We start from the raw sequence: 20,519 nt of genomic DNA, 5'->3' as shown, positions 1-20,519 counted from the left end.
TCCCACAGAGGATCTACAGCGAACACACAATCTGTGCATGACAAAAATTCAACTGTGGGAGCGAGCCTGCTCGCGAAGAGGCCCGCCCAGCCAGCACCAACTCATCAGCTCCGGGCAAACGCCACCGCCGCCGCAAACTGCTCTTCACTCGGCCGCACCCCGGTGTACAGCACAAACTGCTCCAGCGCCTGGATCGCAATCACTTCCAGCCCGGTGATCACCTTCTTGCCCTCAGCCCGCCCACGCACGATCAGCGGCGTTTCCGACGGAATCGCTACCACATCGAACACGATCCCGGCTGCCTGGATCACTTCAGGCTCGAACGCCAGTTGCCCCGCCTCCGGCCCGCCGTCCATGCCCACCGGGGTGACGTTGATCAGCATCTGCGGACGTTCTTCACCCAACTCGGCCCGCCAGCGGTAACCCAGCGAGTCCGCCAGCGCCTGCCCGGCGCGCTCGTTACGCGCAACGATCAAGCCATTTTTGTAGCCACCATCGCGCAAGGCGCTGGCCACCGCTTTGGCCATGCCGCCGCTGCCGCGCAGGGCGAACGTCGTATCCTTTGGCACAGCGTGGGTTTCCAGCAGCTGGGCGATAGCGATGTAATCGGTGTTATAGGCCTTGAGATGACCGTTGGTGTTGACGATAGTGTTGATCGACTGGATCGCCGCCGCCGACGCATCCAGCTCATCAACCAGCGCGATACACGCTTCCTTGAAAGGCATCGACACGCCGCAACCGCGAATCCCCAGCGCACGAATCCCGCCGACAGCCCCCGGCAGATCCTGACTGCTGAACGCCTTGTAATAGAAGTTCAGGCCCAACTGCTCGTACAAATGGTTATGAAAACGCAGACCGAAATTCCCCGGGCGCCCGGACAGGGACATGCACAGCTGGGTGTCTTTGTTGGGATTCATCTGCATGAAACTTCTCCTTCAAACGGACTTTCGGATGGACGGAGTTAGCCATTCCATCGGGTTCTGGACGATCATAAGCGCCTGTCTGCAACGGGCCGCGTGCCCCTTTGACCCACCGGTAAAGAAGCCGGTACAGACCTTACACAAAATTTACCCAGCGGCTGTGCTGATTTTCAGAATTTCGCTGTCATAGAAGTATCCCCGCGACAACGTTGGGCCTGGTGCAGGCCCGGACGCCGGGTCGAAGAACCGAGGAATTATCATGATTCGTAAACTCCCCATCGTGGCCTTGTTGATTGGTGCATTCGCGATCACAGGTCAGGCAGAAGCCCACGGCGGTGGCTGGCAGGGTCCGGCCGTGTTTGGTGCGATCGTCGGCTCGGCCATCATCGGCTCGGCGCTGATCAACCAGGACCGGCCAGTCTACGTACAACAGCCTGTTTACGCTCAACCGGCACCGGTTTATGTGCAACAACCGCCGCCACCGGTCTATTACCAGCCGGCCCCGGTTTACGTGCAACAACCGGTCTACGTGCCTGGCCCGGTCTACTACGGCCCACCACGCGGCTATTACGGCCGGCCACACGGCTACTACGGTGGCCCGCGCTGGTAATCGCCAACAATCAGCCCTGCTTTATAGCGGGGCTTTTTTATGACCGTCGGTCGGGCAACGTCTGAAAAAATCTTGCCAAGGTCGCTGTGAGGACAGTTCCAGCGGCTAAAGTCGGCATGATGGACTTGACCGTTGGGGGCAAAACACAGAACGGTCATCGATTTGTCATGACGGAACCGCAATCTGAATCCGTCCGTAAACAACAGGTTGATAACAACAAGGACGACCCATGCCTACTCAGAATCCGCACCGCATCGTCGGCCTGTGCACTTCAAGCAAGGTGTACAGCGCGCTGACCGAACTCAAACACCTGGAGGGCCACCGCTGCGCCAAGTTCCTTTCGCTGCTGGCGGAGAACCTGGTGCACAAGGGCTTGCTCAACGAGCGCGAAGTGGTGCACATGCTCGACCAGGTTGTCGACTGAACCCGTCCTCACTGTTATCAATGACCACTATCGAGAGCGTTGATTGTCCCTGAGCACAGCGAATCCCTAAGGTAGCTCCACAGATTGATGGAGGTACTGGTCATGGCTCAAGTTCAAATCATGTCGGTCATCGGCAGCGCTGTTCCCGCATCGCTCAGGGCGTCGGGATTGCTCGCCTGCTGGTATCTGGTGCGCGACGGTGAGCCCATCAGCGGCCCGCTGACTTCGCTCCCGGCAGCGCAGGCACTGTCGCAGAAAATCGTCAGCGCGCCGTTCCACGCTTAAGGCAACTGGACTTTCGGCTTGGTCTCGATAAACAGCGCCCAGCTCGACATGAAGAGTGCCGCGATCAGCGGCCCGATCACGAAACCGTTGAGGCCGAACACTGCGAGGCCGCCGAGGGTCGAGATCAGGATCATGTAGTCGGGCATGCGCGTGTCTTTGCCGACCAGAATCGGGCGCAGTACGTTGTCCACCAGACCGATCACAAATACCCCGAACAGCCCCAATACCACGCCCTGCCAGATCATCCCGCTGAGCAGGAAGTACACCGCCACTGGCGCCCAGACGATTCCCGCGCCCACCGCCGGCAACAGCGACAGAAAGCCCATCAGCACCGCCCAGAGCAACGCGCTGGGGATGTCGAGAAACCAGAAAATCGCCCCGCCCAATGCGCCCTGAGTGACTGCCACCACCAGGTTGCCCTTCACCGTCGCCCGTACCACCCGGTTGAACTTCAACTGCAAACGACGCTTGTGGGTCTCTTCCAGCGGCACTGCGGTGCGTACCTTGCGTACCAGTTCGGCGCCATCGCGCAGAAAGAAAAAACAGCAGGTACAGCATGATGCCGAAGCTCACCACAAACTCGAATGTGCCCTGGCCGAAACTGAAGGCCTGACTGGCCAGCACCTGACTGCCCTGCATCGACGCCTTGACGATTTTCTCGCGCAGACCGTTGAGTTCGCCCATGCCGAAGCGATCGAGCAAATGCTGAAAGTAAGGGGGCAAGCTGTGTTTGAACTGTGCCAGGTAGGCACCGATGTCCAGTTGACCGCTTTCGATGTTGTTGTACACCGTCGCGCCTTCCTGCACCAACAGGATGCTGAGAATGATCACCGGGAGAATCGCGATCACCAGGCAAATGCCCAGCGTGCAAAGCGCTGTCAGGTTGCGCTGCCAGCCGAATTTGAGCTGTAACTTGCGCTGCATCGGCGCAAACAGAATGCCGAGAATCACCGCCCAGAACACCGCACCGTAGAACGGCAGCAGAATCCAGATGAAGGCGACCGTCACCAACAGCAACAGCACGGTGAGGGATTTGAATTGCAGCGTTTTTTCGTTCATGTCCGATCCATGTCAGTCAGGCGTCACGCACGCCTCGAACCTTAGTCCACCGGGGCACGCACGAGTGCCATCTTTGTTCATGGAGCATAGATCGCCTGGTAGAAGCAGCTCGCTGCACCTGATGCAGCGGGACCTTTTCATGGTGCCGGCGCGGCACAGATCAGTGGCACCCGCGCAAAGATAGATCCAGATCAATAAACCGCAGTTGCCGCTGCACTACCCTGCCGCGCTTTTGCGACCGATGCCGCCATGATCCCTGACCTCCCCCTCGCCGCCCCGGAGCTGCTGGCCCCCGCCGGCACCTTGAAGAACATGCGTTATGCCTTCGCCTACGGCGCCGATGCGGTCTACGCCGGCCAGCCGCGCTACAGTCTGCGGGTGCGTAACAACGAGTTCGACCACGCCAACCTCGCCCTCGGTATTCGCGAAGCGCAGGCCCAGGGCAAGCGCTTCTACGTGGTGGTCAACATCGCCCCGCACAATGCCAAGCTGAAGACCTTCCTCAAGGACCTGGCGCCGGTGATCGAGATGGCGCCGGATGCCCTGATCATGTCTGACCCGGGCCTGATCATGCTGGTGCGCCGGCATTTTCCGCAGATGCCGATCCACCTTTCGGTGCAGGCCAACACGGTGAACTGGGCGAGCGTCGAGTTCTGGCAGCAACAAGGCCTGAGCCGGATCATCCTGTCGCGGGAATTGTCACTGGAGGAAATCGCTGAAATCCGCGAACAGGTGCCGGGCATGGAACTGGAAGTGTTCGTCCACGGCGCGCTGTGCATGGCTTACTCCGGGCGCTGCCTGTTGTCGGGCTATATGAACAAGCGCGACGCCAACCAAGGCACCTGCACCAACGCCTGCCGCTGGAAATATTCGGCACAGGAGGCCACGGAAAACCAGCTCGGCGAGATCGTGCAGAGCTTCCAGCCCGAGCCGACCCTGGGCATCGGCACGCCGACCGATCAGGTGTTCCTGCTGCAGGAAGCCAATCGTCCCGATGAGTTGATGCCGGCGTTTGAAGACGAGCACGGCACCTACATCATGAACGCCAAGGATCTGCGCGCGGTGCAGCACGTCGAACGGCTGACGCGCATGGGCGTGCATTCGCTGAAGATCGAGGGTCGCACCAAGTCGCACTTCTATTGCGCACGTACTACCCAGGTTTATCGCCGGGCAATCGACGATGCCGTAGCCGGACGCGAGTTCGATCGCAGCCTGATGACCGACCTCGAATCACTGGCCCAGCGCGGCTACACCGAAGGTTTCCTGCGCCGGCATGTGCATGACGAATACCAGAATTATCAGAACGGCAGCTCGGTGTCGGAACGTCAGCAATTCGTCGGCGAACTCACTGGTGAGCGCCGTGACCGGTTGGCCGAGGTCAAGGTGAAAAACCGGTTTGCACTGGGCGACCACCTGGAACTGATGACGCCCAAGGGCAATTTCCACTTTGATCTGCACCAGTTGCAGAGCGCCAAGGGAGAGGCGATCGAGGTGGCGCCAGGGGATGGGCACACGGTGTATCTGCCGATTCCGGATGCGGTGGATTTGCGCTTTGGGTTGCTGATGCGGGATGTAGCTGCCAATCCGGTATGAGGACACGCAACACCTTGCAGGCGTCACTGATCTTCAGCGACATTGCGGCCGCCATCGCTGGCAAGCCAGCTCCCCCAGGGATTGTGTTGAACACAAAATCCCATGCCACCAACAACCATTGTGGGAGCGGGCTTGCCCGCCAAGAGGCCGGCATGAACAAAATACCTCTCCACTGACCGACCCAAAAAAAACCCGGCACCAGAGCCGGGTTTTTCACTACCGGCGATCATCCGACAACGGCGTCGGCTCATCCGCCGGCGGCACATCATCGTCTGCCGCCGGGTCCTTCCAGTCTTCCGGCCGATCGGCATCACTCAACGGATCGCGCCCGGGACTCATGCCCGGTGGCGCATCGTGATCGGCCAGTGTCGGCTCATCCGTGCCGGGTACCGGACGGGTCGGATCGGTCGGCAGCACACCACCTTGAAACAGCAAATCATTCGCCATGACACACCTCACCAAGGAGGTCCGGAAAACCCGGGCCATACCGCTTGGAAGCAGGCCTGCGCAGGCCGTGCCATCGAGCAGACCAACGGCAATCAGCCTGCGCACCGAAGCGGTCGCGGCTGTTGGTCAGGTGCAGCCACATTGCCGCGCGCGCTGCGTCCGGGTCCTGGCGCTTGATCGCATTCAGGATCGCTTCGTGCTCCAGATGCGCCAACTGCCCCAGCTTGCTCAAATCCGCCGCCCCACGCTCGGCGGCATTGAGCCGCTGACGCGGAATCATCGCGCTGCCCAGATGCTGCATGATTTCGCTGAAGCAGACGTTGCCGGTGGCTTCGGCGATCAGCAGATGAAAACGTCGATCCGCCTCGACGCAACTGTCGTTGCTGTCCAGCAGACGCTGATAGTCATCCAGCGCCTGGCGCATGTGCAGCAATTGTTGTTCGCTGCGCCGTTGTGCGGCCAATGCGGCGGCCTGAGTTTCCAGGCCCATGCGCAATTCAAGAATGCTGCGCACGCCGAGCGCGGTGTCGACATTCAGGCGCAAACCCTGCTCGGCGGCGCGTTCGATGACAAAAAGTGCCAATGCCGTGCCGCGTCTCCACTAGCCCTGACGCCTGCAACTTGGAAATCGCCTCGCGCACCACCGTGCGACTGACGCCGTGCTCCTGAACGATGGCGTTCTCTGACGGCAGCTTGTCGCCGGGCGACATCTGACCAAGCAGGATGCTCTGGGTGAGTTTCTCCACCAGATCATGGGCGAGGTTATGCGCACGTTTGGGCGCGGGAGCGTCAAGATTTTCTTGCATGATCGATTCCGGTCATCGGGGCTTGCGGATCGTAGCACTGCGCGGTGGCTGACAAGATTGATTTTAGTCCTGGAACAAGCGTCGACTTGTATGACAACACTCAAGAAAACAGGAAATACGGGATTCGCGACAGACCCAAAAACAATGGCGAATAGCAGTTTCCTTAACACCGACAACCAGCTAAACCTCCATAAAATCCCAATAAACAGGGATGAATTGACAAAAAAAGCAATAAAAAAACCTGCCCGCCAGAAAAAATTAATCGCCACACCCACTTGTAGGACAAAAAATCTCAGTTGTATGATGTCTAGCAACAATGCAGCACCCAGCCCTACCCCGCATAAAAATAATCAGTGGGAGAAAACCAAGTGAAAACCTCCGTCTCCGGGATCAACGAGGGCGTCGATTCGACACTCGCGTCCGCCATCTCGAAAGTGAAACGCCACGTCCTGCCGCTCTTCGTGATCATGTTCATCGTCAATTACATTGACCGGGTGAACATCGGTTTCGTCCGCACTCACATGGAACATGACCTGGGCATCGGGGCGGCCGCCTACGGCTTCGGCGCCGGTCTGTTCTTCATCGGGTACGCGCTATTCGAAGTGCCGTCCAACATGCTCCTGCAGAAAGTCGGCGCGCGCATCTGGCTGACCCGCATCATGCTCACCTGGGGCCTGGTTGCCGCCGGCATGGCATTCATCCAGAACGAAACGCACTTTTACATCCTGCGCTTTCTGCTTGGCGTGGCCGAGGCCGGATTCTTTCCCGGGGTGATCTACTACTTCACTCGCTGGCTACCCGGCGCCGAACGCGGCAAGGCCATCGCGATTTTCCTCAGTGGTTCGGCGGTGGCCTCGCTGATCTCCGGCCCATTGTCTGGCCTGCTGTTGCAGATCAACGGCCTGGGCATGCACGGCTGGCAATGGATGTACTTCATCGAGGGGATGTTCTCGGTCGGGCTGTGCGTGTTCGTCTGGTTCTGGCTCGACGCCAAACCTCACGACGCGAAATGGCTGACCCGCGCCGAACAGGACGCACTGGTCAGCGCCATCGATGACGAACAGAAGGCCCGCGAAGCGGCGACGCCGATCCGACCTTCAATGGCCAAATTGCTCAAGGACCGGCAGATCATCCTGTTCTGCCTGATCTACTTTTTTATCCAGCTGACCATCTACGCCGCGACGTTCTGGTTGCCAAGCATCATCAAGAAAATGGGCGAGATGAGCGATTTCCAGGTCGGGCTGTTCAACTCGATTCCGTGGCTGCTGTCGATCATCGGCATGTACGCCTTCGCTGCCTTCTCGGCCAAGTGGAAGCATCAGCAAGCCTGGGTCGCCACCGCGTTGTTGATCGCCGCGGCGGGGATGTTCATGTCCACCACTGGCGGGCCGATTTTTGCCTTTGTCGCGATCTGTTTTGCCGCGCTCGGCTTCAAGTCCGCCTCCTCGTTGTTCTGGCCGATTCCGCAGGCGTATCTGGATGCGCGAATCGCCGCAGCGGTGATTGCGCTGATCAACTCGGTGGGCAACCTCGGCGGCTTCGTCGCGCCCACCACCTTCGGCCTGCTGGAACAACACACCGGCTCGATTCAGGGCGGCCTCTACGGTCTGGCCGCGACCTCGATCATCGCCGCGATCATCGTCTTCGCGGCCCGCACCACACCGAAACCGGCTGCTGACCTTGCCGTGGCCGAAGCCGCGCCGAAGCACGCCTGAACTCTGTCTGATTAGGATCAAAACCATGACTGCACACGACACCGCCAAAGCGCCGATCATCACCGCCATGCAAGTGATTCCAGTGGCCGGCCACGATGGCATGTTGCTCAACTTGAGTGGCGCCCACGGGCCGTTTTTTACCCGCAACATCGTTATTCTCAAGGACAACGCCGGGCATACCGGCGTCGGTGAAGTGCCCGGTGGCGAGCGCATCCGCCAGACGCTGGAGGATGCTCGCAGCCTGGTGCTCGGCAACCCGATCGGCAACTATCAGAAAATCCTCAATCAGGTGCGCCAGACCTTCGCCGAGCGTGACGCCGGCGGCCGTGGCCTGCAGACGTTCGACCTGCGCATCACCATTCACGCAGTGACCGGACTCGAAGCCGCCCTGCTCGACTTGCTCGGCCAACACCTCGACGTACCGGTCGCGGCGCTGCTCGGCGAAGGCCAGCAGCGCGATCAAGTGAAGATGCTCGGCTATCTGTTTTACGTCGGTGACCAGCGCGAAACCAGCCTCGCCTACCGCAGCGAACCGGACGCCGATAACGACTGGTTCCGCGTCCGTCACGAGAAGGCCATGAGCGCCGAAACGGTGGTGCGTCTGGCCGAAGCGGCCCACGCAAAATACGGTTTCCAGGATTTCAAACTCAAGGGCGGCGTGCTCAGCGGTGATGCGGAAATCGAAGCCGTGACGGCACTGGCCGAACGCTTTCCCGAGGCGCGTATCACCCTCGATCCGAACGGTGCCTGGTCACTGAAGGAAGCGATCCGCCTGTGCCGCGATCAGCATCACGTGCTGGCTTATGCCGAAGACCCTTGCGGTGCGGAAAACGGTTACTCCGGGCGTGAAGTCATGGCCGAATTTCGCCGCGCCACCGGGCTGAAGACGGCGACCAACATGATCGCCACCGACTGGCGCGAGATGGGCCACGCCATTCAGTTGCAGTCGGTGGACATCCCGCTGGCCGACCCGCACTTCTGGACCATGCAAGGCTCGGTGCGTGTCGCGCAACTGTGCCACGAGTGGGGCCTGACCTGGGGCTCGCACTCCAACAACCACTTCGATATCTCTTTGGCGATGTTCACCCATGTCGCGGCCGCAGCACCGGGTGACATCACCGCCATCGACACGCACTGGATCTGGCAGGACGGCCAGCGCCTGACCCAGGCGCCGCTGCAAATTGTCGACGGTTGCGTGCAAGTGCCGCAGAAACCGGGGCTGGGCGTGGAGCTGGACATGGACCAAGTGGCCAAGGCTCATGAGCTGTATAAAGGCATGGGCCTCGGTGCGCGAGATGACAGCGTGGCGATGCAGTTTTTGATTCCGGGGTGGACGTTCGATAACAAGCGGCCGTGCCTGGTGCGTTGACATTTGCCCTGTAGGAGCTGCCGCAGGTGCGATCTTTTTGGTCTTGATCTTCAAAAAATCAAAGTCAAAACGATCGCAGCCTGCGGCAGCTCCTACAAAGGATTTGTGTCAGGCAGAGATTTGCAGCAACCAGTTTTTGAACGCACTCATCGCCACCGTCTCCGGCCGCGACTGCAAACGCGTCAGCCAATAACTGCCGGTGGTGATTTCAATCGCAAACGGCTGACGAATCACATCCGCCGCCAATTGCCGGGCGAACATCAGCGGCGGTGCCAGCGCTACGCCGCTGCCCTGCAGCGCGGCCTCCATCATCGCCAGCGACGAGTCGAACACGATGCTCTGCGGCGGCGCGGCGTGGGTCGCCAGACCGGCGGCGTGAAACCACTGTGGCCATTCATCGGTGCGATACGAGCGCAGCAAACGCTGCTGCAACAGGTCACCCGGGGATTGCAACTGCCGGGCAATTTCCGGCACGCACAACACCGACAGTGGCGCATCGAGCAAGCGCGTGGCCTCGATGCCATGCCACGCCCCGGCACCGAAGCGAATCGCGTAATCCAGTCCATCGGCGGCGACATCGACCCGGTTGTTGTGAGTCGACAGCCGCAAATCTATGAGCGGATGTTTCGCCTGGAAGTCTGCCAGCCGTGGCAGCAGCCAACCGACCGCAAAGGTTCCCACGGCACCCACGGTCAACATTTCCCGATACTGACCGCCCGCCAACCGCTCGAGCATTTGCGCGATGTGATCGAACGACGTGGTCAGAACGGGCAACAGGGTCTCGCCTTCACTGGTCAGCATCAGCCCACGGGGCAGGCGTTTGAACAGGGTGACGCTGAGTTGCGCTTCGAGGCTTTTGACCTGATGGCTCACCGCCGCCTGGGTCACGCATAACTCCACCGCGGCGCGGGTGAAGCTCAAATGACGCGCAGAAGCTTCGAAAGCGCGCAGTGCATTGAGCGGCAATTGAGGTCGAATCATGCCAATTCCCAAATTTTTCTAATGGCTCATCCGAAATATCATCGTTTGTCGACGAGTGCCAGACTGCCTAAATTGTCGGCGCTGATCAGCTGCCCAACCTTGCGATTGCCCGCAGTCTAGCGGGATATCACCCTCAACACTCATGGAGAGTGGTTCACTCATGTCATTCATCAATCCGAGCAAAGTCATTTCATGCAGCGCTTTCGGCCTGTTTTTCAGCGCCGCCGCGTGCATGGCTGCCCAGCAAACCGACGATCAGTTGCAGGCGCTGGTCAAGGCCGCCGTGACCCCGGTCATGCAGCAACAGAACATCGCGGGGCTGGCCGTGGCCGTGACCGTCGATGGCAAGGCGCATTACTTTAACTACGGCATCGCCGACAAAAGCACCGGGCAACCGGTGAGTGAAAACACCCTGTTCGAAATCGGCTCGGTGAGCAAAACCTTCACCGCAACCCTCGCCGCCTACGCCCAGGCCAGCGGCAAACTGGAATTCTCCGACAAGGCCAGCCAGCACTGGCCCGAGCTGAAAGGCAGCGCTTTTGACCACATCAGCCTGCTGCAACTGGGCACTTACAGCGCCGGCGGCCTGCCATTGCAATTCCCGGATGCCGCGGATGCTTCCGACAAGATGCTCGGCTATTACCAACAGTGGAAACCGACTTTTCCGGCCGGCAGCCATCGCCTGTATTCCAATCCGAGCATCGGCCTGTTCGGCTACCTGGCGGCGAAAAGCCTTGGCCAGTCCTTCAATCAGGTCATGACCGAAACCCTGCTGCCGAAACTCGGGCTCAAGCACACCTTACTGTCGGTGCCGGCGTCTGAACAAAAGTTCTACGCCCAAGGCTACGACAAGAACAACAAACCGGTTCGAGTCAGCCCCGGCGCCCTCGACGCCGAAGCCTACGGCGTAAAAACCAGCGCCGCGGATCTGCTGCAATATGTCCAGGCCAACCTCGACACCGCCAAACTCGAATCACCCGTGCAAAAAGCCATCGCCCTCACCCACACCGGCTACTACACCGTCGGCGACATGACCCAGGGCCTGGGCTGGGAGCGCTACACCTATCCGATCAGCCTCAACCGCTTGCTGGACGGCAACTCGACGCCGATGGCCATGGAAGCGCACAAGGTCAAATGGCTGAATCCGCCACAACCCGAGCCGGCGAACGTACTGCTGAACAAGACCGGCTCCACCGCAGGCTACGGCGCCTACGTCGCGTTCGTGCCGTCGAAGAAAGTCGGGATCGTGATTCTGGCGAACCGCAATTATCCGAATGGAGAGCGGGTAAAGATTGCGCACAAGATTCTGGGTGAATTGACCCGGTAATCACGCCATAAAAAAACGGGCGACCTGAGAAGGTCGCCCGTTTTTGTTTGGGTGTTTGAAACTAGGCCTGTAGCTTCCAGCCCAGTACATCCATCAGATCGCAGCTGTCGCGCAGAGGGATTGCCAGCACCCGTGCGAAGTCTTGCAACAGTAATGAGTCATGACCGATGCCGTCGCTGAGGGAAAGGGTTTCCAGCAGTTGAGTCACGCTTCGTAATCGGTAGGCGGCGGTGCCGTGAAGTACGTCTACCGGAGCTTCGCGGTCGATCAGGAGACAGGGGATCTGGCAGTCGATGCCGGTAATGGGGATGTAGCGGGTTTTGGGGTTGGCGATGTGTTCGGGGGAATCTGAATTCGTGGGAGTTTCTGGCCTGTTTGGATCTGTTTTTTTTCATGTGTGAATACCTCTGACATTAAGAGAGAAACTGCCGAACTCCCTTCCACGAGAGGGTGGCAGCTTTGCGCAGGTGTGGAAGTCCGGGGTCAGAGAAACCCGGTGCACTTGAGAGTGCTCCTGCGCATAGCTGCCATAAACGACGATGGTGGCATAAAAAATACCAACATGTGGTCACGGGCGCACATACGCTTCCCTGTCATCCTCGGACTTCCACATCCGACCGCTGATTTTGCAGCGGCCCGATGAGGTTATCGGCGTACGACTCAAGCCACCAGTTCACCAACGCCGCCGCGGTTTGAAGGAAACGTCCGAGGCAATTGAAGGGCGTTACGCAACACATTTTGATGGGCACATGCAGAAACCATTTTTAAGGATGACCGACGCGAACGAATGTATCTAAACTCCACGGAATCCATACGTGGCCGGGAGTGACATAATGCCCGTAATTGCTTTCAAGCCGACCGCCCCTCTAAGAGCGTTGTAATGGAAATCATCAAACTTAAACTCGCGGATGTTGGCCGCTTCGACAAATTGACCATCGATCTCGCGCCCACCGAGAACCACCTATCGAACATTACAGTCATCGTGGGAAATAACGGCGCTGGCAAATCCACAATTCTGAAGTCATTGGCCACATCGCTGAGCTGGCTTGTTGCAAGGATTCGCACCGAAAAAAGGTAGTGGAAGCCCTTTGATACAGGAAGAGATTCGAAATGGAGCCTCAGGTGCAGTGATAACGGTTGCTGTAGCAGACCGATCACATCCTGGACAAGATCTTCCCAGAGATCCGAAAAACCCTTTTTTCGTATGGGCTATCGGCCGGGGAAGACAAGGTCGGAAGGCTCAGATGCATAGTTCTTTAAAAGAAGCGAGTCTACTTGCGGATCACTACCGCTCAAGCCTGACTGCCAATGACAAAGCATCTCTCCCTCTGATTGCGTACTACCCGGTCGAACGTTCAGTTTTAGAAATTCCGCTGAAGATCCGAACTAAACACACCTTCGACCAACTCGACGGCTACGACAACTCACTCAACAGAGGCGTCGACTTCCGTCGTTTCTTCGAATGGTTCCGCGAACGCGAAGATAGCGAAAATGAAACCGGTATTTCCGACACTGCACTGACTGAAATCTCCGAGAAATTCGGACCGGATAGCGACGTCTGGAAAACCCTGTCCAACCTGAAAGCTTCTTCCCGCGACCGCCAACTGACCGCCGTCCGCTCCGCCATCGCCGCCTTCATGCCCGGCTTCACCAACCTGCGTGTACAACGCAAACCGCGCCTGCACATGGCTATTGACAAGGACGGCGTCACCCTCAATGTCGCCCAACTCTCGCAAGGTGAGAAGTCGATGATGGCGCTGGTCGGAGATATCGCCCGTCGTCTGGCAATGATGAACCAGTCGCTGGACAACCCGCTCCACGGGGACGGCATCGTGCTGATCGACGAAGTGGATCTGCATTTGCACCCGAAATGGCAGCGCAGTCTGATCCGCCAACTGAGCGAAACCTTCCCCAACTGCCAGTTCGTGCTGACCACTCACTCGCCACTGGTCATCAGCGACGCCAAGGATGTGCTGGTTTACGTGCTCAATGACGGTGAACTTCACGAACACAACGGCCTGTACGGACTTGATGCCAATCAGGTGCTGCTGGAAGTCATGGACACCGATATCCGCAACAGCGACGTTCAAAAAACGCTTGAACGCGCTGCTCGAACGCTTGCAGGACGGTGATCTGGAAACTGCACAAAAACTATTCGCCGAACTGGCAGAAGAACTCCCGGACGGTCATATCGAACTGGCAAAAGCCGCGCTGTTGCTGCGCAAACTGGAGCTGCGCCGTGCGTAAGATCACCAAGGGACCCGAACCGGAACAACTCATCAGATGGAAACGCGCCAACACAACATTACGCTACCGGGACCTGCCCGGCGAAGAACGCGTGAGCGTGCGCACGGCCTGTATAGCGGAACAGTTCAGCCTTTGCGCCTATTGCTGCCAGACAATTACAGGCGACAACTCACATAACGAGCATGTTGAGGCCCAGGATAAAGCCCCCAATCGCACCTTGGATTTCACCAACATCGTTACCAGTTGCCAGCGCCAGAATCAATGTGGACATCATCGAGGCACACGCCCATTAGAGTTGACGCCCTTGATGGAGGAATGCGAGTCGGAATTGAAGTTTTATCTGTCCGGTAGAGTGACCGGCAAAACTGAACGCGCAAATTCAGCTCTGGAAATTTTGAATCTCGGTCATACCGAAGAAAGCAATCGCGGACTCATAGGGGCACGGAAACAGCTGGTTGATCATTTGATCTTTACAGGAGGCATGCAACCCGATGACCTTGAAGATGAAGAGCTTCTGGGTATTCTCCTTGATGACATGCTAACTCCCAAGAATGGCCAACTTGCGGCTTTTTCTCCGGTTCTGGTCAACGTCATCCGTCAGATACTGCCCTGATATTCAAAGTATCGTGGTCATTCCAGCGAACAAAAAATGGCGAACGTTTTAAACATTCGCCATTTTTATTCAGAGCCTGCCTCAATCAATCATCCGGCATTTCCGGTGGCTTGCTCGGTTTCGCCGGTTTGCCCGCCTTGGCGCCCTTCTCGCCTTTCTTGGCTGCCGGTTCGGCGGCGGTGGCCTTGGTTTCAGCGACCGTCGGTGCGCTGATTTCCTTTTCGCTGGCCGGCAGTGCATCAACGGTGTCGAAGATTTTCTTCAGGTCCACCGACTTCGCTTCATCGCCCGAGGCCGAGAGTTTGGTCTCGCCGTCCTTGCCCAGCAGGAACACTTTCGGGTACGCCCCGGCGCCCAGCTTCAGCGAGCGCAACAAGGCCATGGTGTCCTGCTGGCCGAGGTCTTTGCCGTCGAGCTGACCGGCCATATTGAGGATGGTGTAGACCTTGATGTTGCGGTCAGTCACACCTTTCTTGTTCGCCGGATCTTCCAGCGACTTTTTCAACCCCATCCACACGGGGTCGACGGTGCTTTGTGCGATCACGATCAACGGTCGGGCCCGTCCCATATCCCCGGCTATGGGCGAATCGTTGTCAGCGGCGAACAAGGGGCCGGCAATCGCCAGCAAGAGTGTCAGGGTCAGTGACCTGATGAGCATGCGCATCTCCTTTTGATATCCACGCTCTAATGATTGCGCATCGCGGCGATTGTTCCGGACCTGTGCCCGGCAAATATGTTTCGCCTTGTCAGAAGCTTAGGTCAGCCGCGTCATTGCGCAACCGCATCGGCGTAATCGTGACGCGGATTTGATTACCTTTTATGAGCGCATTAGGCTGGCTGTTCCGCCCATGAAAAGGAGTTCAGCCCATGCACATCGACTACCTGTGCGATCACCCGCATTTGATTGAGGAACTGGCCGAACTCAATTTCAAGGAATGGGGCGAATTCCGCGACGGCGATACCCTTGAGGCTCGTACCGAACGGATGCGCGCCGCCTGCGGCAAGGGTGCGGTTCCCAGCGTGGTGGTGGCCATTGAAGACGGCCGATTGCTCGGTGGCGCGCTGCTGATCGACAGCGACATGAAGATCCGCCCGCAACTGACGCCGTGGCTGGCGGGGGTTTATGTGAAGGCCGAAGAACGCGGGCGCGGGATTGCTTCGCAACTGGTCAAACGTATTGTTGAAGAAGCCAGAGCGTTGGGCGTACAGACGTTGTATCTGTACACCGATGCGGCGCAAGCACTGTATGCGCGGTTGGGTTGGGAGGTGGTCGAGGATCTGGTCTACGAGGATTTGCCGGTGACCGTCATGAAATTCAACATCCTTCATACCCCAGTGTAGGAGCTGCCGCAGGTGCGATCTTTTGATCTTCGTTTTTTACAATCAAGATCAAAAGATCGCACCTGCGGCAGCTCCTACATCAGAACGCCAGCTTGTAACCGATCAACAGCAACATGGTCGCCAGACACGGGCGCAGCAATTCATCGGAAATGCGCCCGGTCAGGTGGCTGCCCAGCCAGATGCCCGGCAGCGAACCCATCAGCAGGAAACCCAGCACGCCCCAATCCATGTTGCCCATGCTCGCGTGGCCAAGACCCGCAACCAGGGTCAGCGGTACGGCATGGGCAATTTCGGTGCCGACCAGACGGCGGGTTGGCAGCAGCGGATAAAGAATGAACAACGCGACCGTGCCGAGGGCGCCGGCGCCGATAGATGTCAGGGCGACCATGGTGCCGAGGATCAGACCGGTGATCACGGTCATTACGTTCAGGCGCGCGCCGCTCGGGTTGTAGTTGCCGCCCGCGCGATTATGGGCGAATTCGAGCAGGCGCTTCTTGAACAGAATCGCCAGCGCGGTGGCGAACAACACCCAGCCCAAGGCTTGCTTGATGATCGCGTTCATCGCCTCGGGCGCTGTGTGCAGACTGCTGAGAAACCACAAGGTCAGGGCGACTGCCGGCACGCTGCCAAGGGTCAGCCAACCGGTGATCGCCCAATCGATGTTGTTGTTCTTCTTGTGAACCAGTACGCCACTGGATTTGGTGATGGCCGCGTACAACAGGTCAGTGCCCACCGCGGTTGCCGGGTTGATACCGAACCACAGCAGGATCGGCGTCATCAACGAACCGCCGCCGACACCGGTCATGCCGACAATAAAACCCACCACCAGCCCGGCGATGACCAGGCCGAAATTTGCCAATTCCATTAAGACGTCCAGAAAAACGACAGGAAAAATCTGGCCCGCAGCATAGCGATTTTTCATATAACCACATATATCAATGCGGTCTATCGTTATGCCCGATTCCTACATCTAACACTGTAGGAGCTGCCGGAGGCTGCGATCTTTTGATCTTGATTAAAAGACAAAATCAAAAGATCGCAGCCTCCGGCAGCTCCTACAGTGGAGGTGTGGTTCAGTGCTGGCGCCGGCCCGGTTTGAAACTGTGATGCCGGTTGATCCACACCGTCGCCAGCGCAATCAGCGACAGGATCAACAGCGCCCACGGAAACGACATCGCCCCCGCCTGATCCAGCAGCAACCCGCCAAACAGGCCGCCGCCGGCAATTGCCACGTTCCAGGACGTGGTGAGCATCGCCTGCACCACGTCCACATGCTCGCCAGCCGAATCCGCCGCAGCCGTCAGCAGCAACGTTGCCGAGCCGCCAAATGACAGGCCCCACACGGCCATGCAGGTGTAGATCAGCCACGGCGACGCAGACATCAGCGCCAGCACCAGTGCAGTCACGGCAAATACCGCGAGGCTGATCAGGGTCAGCCAGCGCAGCCAGCGATCCACCAGCACGCCGATGATCCAGATTCCGACCAGCGAACACAGACCAAACACCAGCAGCACCAGATCGACACGCTCGGCCAGCCCGGCCTGCATCAGGAAAGGCGCAATGTAGGTGTAGAGAATGTTGTGCCCGAGCATCCAGGTCAGCACCACGAACAGCACCGGCCGCACGCCCGGCAGGCGCAATGACTGCAGCAACGGCAGGCGCTCGGCGCTGGCCTGGCCCGGACGATCAGGCACCGCCAGCACAATCCACGCCGCCAGCACCAATGCCAGCGCCGACATGATCCCGAACGACGCACGCCAGCCGATCAGGTTACCCAGCCACGTCCCCGCCGGAGTACCCAGGGACAGCGCCACCGGGGTGCCCAGCATCGCGATTGCCAACGCCCGCCCCTGCTGATGCACCGGCACGATCCCGCGGGCGTACCCGGCCATGATGCCCCACGACAGTCCTGCGGCCATCCCGGCGAGAAAGCGCGACGCGAGGGTCAGGCCGTAATGACTGGAGAACGTGGTCACCGTGTTGAACAGCAGGAAACCACCGACCGTCATCAGCAGCACCCGGCGCCGTGGCCAGCCCCGGGTGGCCACGGTCAGCGGAATCGCCGCGACTATCGAACCCAGCGCATACAGCGTCACCAGTTGCCCGGCGAGCACCTCACTGACGCCGAGCCCGGCGCCGATCTGCGGTAACAGCCCGGCCGGCAACGTCTCGGTGAGGATGGCGATGAAGCCGGTCATGGCGAACGCCAGTAACGCGGCGTACGGCAGTTTTTCTGTACGGGCGACGCGGTCGATGCGGTTGAAGTCGGTGCTTGCGGAGTCGGTCATGACAGGTGCAGCTCCCTTTTGAGCTAATTTTTATTTGAAACTGTATACAACTTACACCACCAACCCCTGTAGGAGCTGCCGCAGGCTTGGAATCTTTTGACTTGGTTTTTTTAAGATTCAGGTCAAAAGATCGCAGCCTGCGGCAGCTCCTACAGGGTTCACTGCACCGGGAGGAAATTCAGGAACAGCAGGCTCTGCGCGTAATTCAGGCCAATACGCCGGTAACGCTCGTCGAGCATCTGCGTCAGCAAGTCGAGCCGCGCGACGATCTTGCCGAATTCGGTGGCGAAGCTCAGGTTGCTGCCCTCCTCCGAGATTTCATTGGAGAACAGCAGCGGCTGGCCTTCCTTGTTCTGGCGCTGGGCCAGGATCCACGTGGCTTTCTCGATGTTGCGCGCGGCGTTGTGGACGAAGGTCGGGTTGATTGCGTCGGTCATGTAGAACTCGACGCGGTTGCCATGAGCGGTGACCAGCATGCTGCCAATGGCATAGATGAAGGCGCCGACCCGATCCCCGAGAAACTCCGGACTCATCGCATAGCTGAGCGCCGCCAGATCCTTGCGCCCGCCCAGCACCGGCAACGGTTGCTGCTGCTCGACCGCCAGGCGCACCTGTTTCACCGCGGTGTTGATGTCGAGGAACCCCGATTTGCGCAGTTCTTCCGGGTTGCGCAAATACAGCTTGCCCATCAACCGATAAAGACTGTTGAGGTTGTCGCGCATCGCCAATGTGGCCATGCGGTCGACGCTGGTCTGCAGGAATTCCTGCGGTTGACCGTCACGCATCTGAGCGATGAAACCGTTGCCGGTCTGGTGCGTGCAACCGCTGACAAACAGCGATGACAGACAGGCCAGCAGCAGACACGGGCGGCGAACAAATCGGATGATCGGGTGAAAAGCTCTCGGCATGAATTCTCGAACGGGCACATTCCTGCGCGGCGGGCGTCGCCGCATCCTGGCCAAGGATAGAGCCGGCAATTGCAAAAAAGTGCAGTGGCGGATCTGCCCGGTTGATTGGCGGCGAATGAGCGCCAAGCTAATTAGTCAGTCTTTATTGTTGAAATACACGATCAATCAGCTATAAACCTTCTTCCACTACCAAAATAGATTGACTAGTTACCTGTAGGAGCTGCCGAAGGCTGCGATCTTTTTGACCTTCGTTTTTTAGAATCAAGATCAAAAGATCGTCCGAACGCGACCCGAGCCTGCGGCAGCTCCTACAGGGGGAATTGTGGTGTTTTCAAAACAACAAAAAGGAAGGTCAACCATGCTTCAATCCCGTCACCTGCTCTCCGGCCTCGGACTGTCCCTGATGATCGCCACCCTCTCCGCCAACGCAGCCGGCCTGACCGCCGAACACAAAGCCTTTGGCAAAACCAATGACGGCACGCCCGTCGAGCAATACATCCTGCGCAACAGCCACGGCATGCAGGCGACCGTCATCACCTACGGCGCCACCTTGCAATCGCTGCTAGTACCGGACAAACACGGCAAAGCCGCTGACGTGGTGCTCGGTTTCGACGATGTTCAGGGTTACCAGAAAGGCACGGCGTATTTCGGCGCGACCATCGGCCGTTTCGGCAATCGCCTGGCCGAGGGTGCATTCGAACTCGACGGCAAGCGCTATCAAGTGCCGCAGAACGACAAGTCCAACGCCTTGCATGGCGGCACCCAGGGTTTCGACAAGAAAGTCTGGAAAGCGCAGGCAACCAAGGACAAGGATTCAGTCGGCGTGACCCTCACCTATCTGTCGGCGGACGGTGAAATGGGCTTCCCCGGCAATCTCACCACCGAAGTGACCTACCGCCTGACCGACAACAACGAGTTGCGCATCGACTACAAGGCCAGCACCGATAAACCGACGGTGCTCAACCTGACCAACCACAGCTACTTCAACCTCGCCGGTGCCGGCAATGGCGACATCCTCAAGCAGGTGGCCACCTTGCACGCCAGCCATTACACCCCGGTCACCGGCAAACTGATCCCGACCGGCGAACTGGCGCCCGTGGCCGGCACGCCGATGGACTTCACCCAGCCCACTGCCATCGGCACGCACATCAAGGCTGAACACCCGCAGCTGAAATTCGCCGAACCGAAACAGGGCGGCTTTGATTTCAACTGGGTGCTGGACACCAAAGGTGATGTGAGCAAAGTTGCCGCCGAGGTCAGTGATCCGCAATCCGGACGGCATCTGCAGCTGTTCACCAGCGAGCCGGGCGTGCAGTTCTACACCAGCAACTTCCTCGACGGTACGGTCAAGGGCAAGGGCGGCAAGGTCTATCCGCACTGGGGCGCGTTTACCCTGGAAACGCAGCACTATCCGGATGCGCCGAATCAGCCGGACTTCCCGAGCACGCGGCTGGATCCGGGGCAGACTTACAGCCATAGCGTGGTGTTGAAGTTCTCCGCGAAATAACACTTGCCTTGTGGTGAGGGGATTTATCCCCGATGGGTTGCGCAGCAACCCTGCTTCTTGGGGGGCGCTGCGCGCCCAT

General features: G+C 58.8%; 18 protein-coding genes and 3 pseudogenes. 11 read left to right on the top strand and 10 right to left on the bottom strand.

The genetic code is table 11. The annotated features are described in order from the left end of the window. Nucleotides 1–104: 104 nt before the first annotated feature. Nucleotides 105–923: a shikimate 5-dehydrogenase gene (locus tag HT737_RS25540; protein ID WP_145596516.1), complete on the bottom strand. Its 819-nt coding sequence runs from the start codon at nt 921–923 to the stop codon at nt 105–107. A gap of 256 nt (nt 924–1,179) precedes the next feature. Between HT737_RS25540 and HT737_RS25535 the strand changes: the two genes are divergently transcribed. The 3 genes from HT737_RS25535 to HT737_RS25525 all read left to right on the top strand — a co-directional run bounded on the left by HT737_RS25535 (nt 1,180) and on the right by HT737_RS25525 (nt 2,239). After that, nucleotides 1,180–1,530, top strand: a complete 351-nt coding sequence (locus HT737_RS25535; RefSeq protein ID WP_007965394.1) for a hypothetical protein — start codon at nt 1,180–1,182, stop codon at nt 1,528–1,530. Between the two features lie 229 nt (nt 1,531–1,759). After that, the gene (locus HT737_RS25530; protein WP_025108897.1) at nt 1,760–1,954 is read left to right on the top strand and encodes a hypothetical protein; all 195 of its coding nucleotides are present in this window, start codon (nt 1,760–1,762) and stop codon (nt 1,952–1,954) included. 102 nt (nt 1,955–2,056) lie between these two features. Next, the gene (locus HT737_RS25525; protein WP_041074091.1) at nt 2,057–2,239 is read left to right on the top strand and encodes a hypothetical protein; all 183 of its coding nucleotides are present in this window, start codon (nt 2,057–2,059) and stop codon (nt 2,237–2,239) included. On the opposite strand, the pseudogene HT737_RS25520 reads toward HT737_RS25525, so the two are convergent. Next, nucleotides 2,236–3,298: pseudogene (locus HT737_RS25520) on the bottom strand (AI-2E family transporter). The gene HT737_RS25525 and the pseudogene HT737_RS25520 sit on opposite strands and share 4 nt — an antisense overlap. A gap of 249 nt (nt 3,299–3,547) precedes the next feature. Here HT737_RS25520 and yegQ point away from each other — a divergent pair. After that, nucleotides 3,548–4,891, top strand: coding sequence for a tRNA 5-hydroxyuridine modification protein YegQ (yegQ, locus tag HT737_RS25515; RefSeq protein ID WP_182404246.1), 1,344 nt, complete (start codon nt 3,548–3,550; stop codon nt 4,889–4,891). Nucleotides 4,892–5,107: 216 nt separating this feature from the next. On the opposite strand, the gene HT737_RS25510 is transcribed toward yegQ, so the two are convergent. Together HT737_RS25510 and HT737_RS25505 are read right to left on the bottom strand one after the other, a co-directional pair. Beyond that, complete coding sequence (locus tag HT737_RS25510; RefSeq protein WP_007965409.1) at nt 5,108–5,338, bottom strand: hypothetical protein; 231 nt, start codon at nt 5,336–5,338, stop codon at nt 5,108–5,110. Nucleotides 5,339–5,438: 100 nt separating this feature from the next. Then, nucleotides 5,439–6,144: pseudogene (locus HT737_RS25505) on the bottom strand (FadR/GntR family transcriptional regulator); the annotation flags it as partial. Nucleotides 6,145–6,512: 368 nt separating this feature from the next. On the opposite strand from HT737_RS25505, the gene HT737_RS25500 reads away from it, so the two are divergent. Together HT737_RS25500 and gudD are read left to right on the top strand one after the other, a co-directional pair. After that, nucleotides 6,513–7,859 (top strand): MFS transporter, encoded by a 1,347-nt coding sequence (locus HT737_RS25500; RefSeq protein ID WP_121184685.1) that lies wholly within the window; start codon nt 6,513–6,515, stop codon nt 7,857–7,859. Between the two features lie 25 nt (nt 7,860–7,884). Continuing rightward, complete coding sequence (gene gudD, locus HT737_RS25495) at nt 7,885–9,228, top strand: glucarate dehydratase (protein WP_182404245.1); 1,344 nt, start codon at nt 7,885–7,887, stop codon at nt 9,226–9,228. Nucleotides 9,229–9,336: 108 nt separating this feature from the next. Here the strand turns inward: gudD and HT737_RS25490 are convergent, their stop codons facing one another. Beyond that, a complete protein-coding gene (locus tag HT737_RS25490; RefSeq protein ID WP_182404244.1) occupies nt 9,337–10,209 on the bottom strand; it encodes a LysR family transcriptional regulator in 873 nt (290 codons plus the stop codon). Between the two features lie 160 nt (nt 10,210–10,369). Here HT737_RS25490 and ampC point away from each other — a divergent pair, with 160 nt between their 5' ends. Further along, nucleotides 10,370–11,536 (top strand): class C beta-lactamase, encoded by a 1,167-nt coding sequence (gene ampC, locus HT737_RS25485; RefSeq protein ID WP_182404243.1) that lies wholly within the window; start codon nt 10,370–10,372, stop codon nt 11,534–11,536. 61 nt (nt 11,537–11,597) lie between these two features. Here the strand turns inward: ampC and HT737_RS25480 are convergent, their stop codons facing one another. Beyond that, nucleotides 11,598–11,870 (bottom strand): hypothetical protein, encoded by a 273-nt coding sequence (locus tag HT737_RS25480; protein WP_182404247.1) that lies wholly within the window; start codon nt 11,868–11,870, stop codon nt 11,598–11,600. 546 nt (nt 11,871–12,416) lie between these two features. On the opposite strand from HT737_RS25480, the pseudogene HT737_RS25475 reads away from it, so the two are divergent. Continuing rightward, nucleotides 12,417–13,783 (top strand): annotated as a pseudogene (locus tag HT737_RS25475) (AAA family ATPase). After that, complete coding sequence (locus HT737_RS25470; protein WP_182404242.1) at nt 13,776–14,396, top strand: retron system putative HNH endonuclease; 621 nt, start codon at nt 13,776–13,778, stop codon at nt 14,394–14,396. Before HT737_RS25475 ends, HT737_RS25470 begins: the two are co-directional and overlap by 8 nt. An 85-nt stretch (nt 14,397–14,481) precedes the next feature. On the opposite strand, the gene HT737_RS25465 is transcribed toward HT737_RS25470, so the two are convergent. Further along, complete coding sequence (locus HT737_RS25465) at nt 14,482–15,054, bottom strand: DUF4174 domain-containing protein (protein WP_182404241.1); 573 nt, start codon at nt 15,052–15,054, stop codon at nt 14,482–14,484. A 209-nt stretch (nt 15,055–15,263) separates the two neighbouring features. Between HT737_RS25465 and HT737_RS25460 the strand changes: the two genes are divergently transcribed. Then, the gene (locus HT737_RS25460) at nt 15,264–15,737 is read left to right on the top strand and encodes a GNAT family N-acetyltransferase (protein WP_182404240.1); all 474 of its coding nucleotides are present in this window, start codon (nt 15,264–15,266) and stop codon (nt 15,735–15,737) included. 79 nt (nt 15,738–15,816) lie between these two features. Here HT737_RS25460 and HT737_RS25455 read toward each other — a convergent pair whose 3' ends face one another. The 3 genes from HT737_RS25455 to HT737_RS25445 all read right to left on the bottom strand — a co-directional run bounded on the left by HT737_RS25455 (nt 15,817) and on the right by HT737_RS25445 (nt 18,933). Then, complete coding sequence (locus HT737_RS25455) at nt 15,817–16,602, bottom strand: sulfite exporter TauE/SafE family protein (RefSeq protein ID WP_041074069.1); 786 nt, start codon at nt 16,600–16,602, stop codon at nt 15,817–15,819. A gap of 208 nt (nt 16,603–16,810) precedes the next feature. Continuing rightward, complete coding sequence (locus HT737_RS25450; protein WP_182404239.1) at nt 16,811–18,025, bottom strand: MFS transporter; 1,215 nt, start codon at nt 18,023–18,025, stop codon at nt 16,811–16,813. Nucleotides 18,026–18,183: 158 nt separating this feature from the next. Further along, a complete protein-coding gene (locus HT737_RS25445) occupies nt 18,184–18,933 on the bottom strand; it encodes a hypothetical protein (protein ID WP_047291528.1) in 750 nt (249 codons plus the stop codon). Nucleotides 18,934–19,291: 358 nt separating this feature from the next. Between HT737_RS25445 and HT737_RS25440 the strand changes: the two genes are divergently transcribed. After that, on the top strand, nt 19,292–20,440 hold the full coding sequence (locus HT737_RS25440) for an aldose epimerase family protein (RefSeq protein ID WP_182404238.1): 1,149 nt from the start codon (nt 19,292–19,294) through the stop codon (nt 20,438–20,440). Nucleotides 20,441–20,519 lie beyond the last annotated feature (79 nt).

Origin of the sequence: Pseudomonas sp. MD195_PC81_125 (assembly GCF_014060985.1) — a bacterium.
Classification (GTDB): domain Bacteria; phylum Pseudomonadota; class Gammaproteobacteria; order Pseudomonadales; family Pseudomonadaceae; genus Aquipseudomonas; species Aquipseudomonas parakoreensis.
Note: the sequence above shows the minus strand (reverse complement) of the source record. Positions and strands in the feature narration are given on the sequence as shown.

Bases quoted from the DNA above. Each gene is read 5' to 3' on its own strand.
- HT737_RS25510 (WP_007965409.1), bottom strand. From the start codon at position 5,338: ATGGCGAATGATTTGCTGTTTCAAGGTGGTGTGCTGCCGACCGATCCG.
- HT737_RS25525 (WP_041074091.1), top strand. From the start codon at position 2,057: ATGGCTCAAGTTCAAATCATGTCGGTCATCGGCAGCGCTGTTCCCGCA.
- yegQ (WP_182404246.1), top strand. From the start codon at position 3,548: ATGATCCCTGACCTCCCCCTCGCCGCCCCGGAGCTGCTGGCCCCCGCC.
- HT737_RS25440 (WP_182404238.1), top strand. From the start codon at position 19,292: ATGCTTCAATCCCGTCACCTGCTCTCCGGCCTCGGACTGTCCCTGATG.
- HT737_RS25445 (WP_047291528.1), bottom strand. From the start codon at position 18,933: ATGCCGAGAGCTTTTCACCCGATCATCCGATTTGTTCGCCGCCCGTGT.
- HT737_RS25535 (WP_007965394.1), top strand. From the start codon at position 1,180: ATGATTCGTAAACTCCCCATCGTGGCCTTGTTGATTGGTGCATTCGCG.
- HT737_RS25540 (WP_145596516.1), bottom strand. From the start codon at position 923: ATGCAGATGAATCCCAACAAAGACACCCAGCTGTGCATGTCCCTGTCC.
- HT737_RS25455 (WP_041074069.1), bottom strand. From the start codon at position 16,602: ATGGAATTGGCAAATTTCGGCCTGGTCATCGCCGGGCTGGTGGTGGGT.
- HT737_RS25530 (WP_025108897.1), top strand. From the start codon at position 1,760: ATGCCTACTCAGAATCCGCACCGCATCGTCGGCCTGTGCACTTCAAGC.
- HT737_RS25460 (WP_182404240.1), top strand. From the start codon at position 15,264: ATGCACATCGACTACCTGTGCGATCACCCGCATTTGATTGAGGAACTG.
- HT737_RS25465 (WP_182404241.1), bottom strand. From the start codon at position 15,054: ATGCTCATCAGGTCACTGACCCTGACACTCTTGCTGGCGATTGCCGGC.
- HT737_RS25450 (WP_182404239.1), bottom strand. From the start codon at position 18,025: ATGACCGACTCCGCAAGCACCGACTTCAACCGCATCGACCGCGTCGCC.
- HT737_RS25490 (WP_182404244.1), bottom strand. From the start codon at position 10,209: ATGATTCGACCTCAATTGCCGCTCAATGCACTGCGCGCTTTCGAAGCT.
- gudD (WP_182404245.1), top strand. From the start codon at position 7,885: ATGACTGCACACGACACCGCCAAAGCGCCGATCATCACCGCCATGCAA.
- ampC (WP_182404243.1), top strand. From the start codon at position 10,370: ATGTCATTCATCAATCCGAGCAAAGTCATTTCATGCAGCGCTTTCGGC.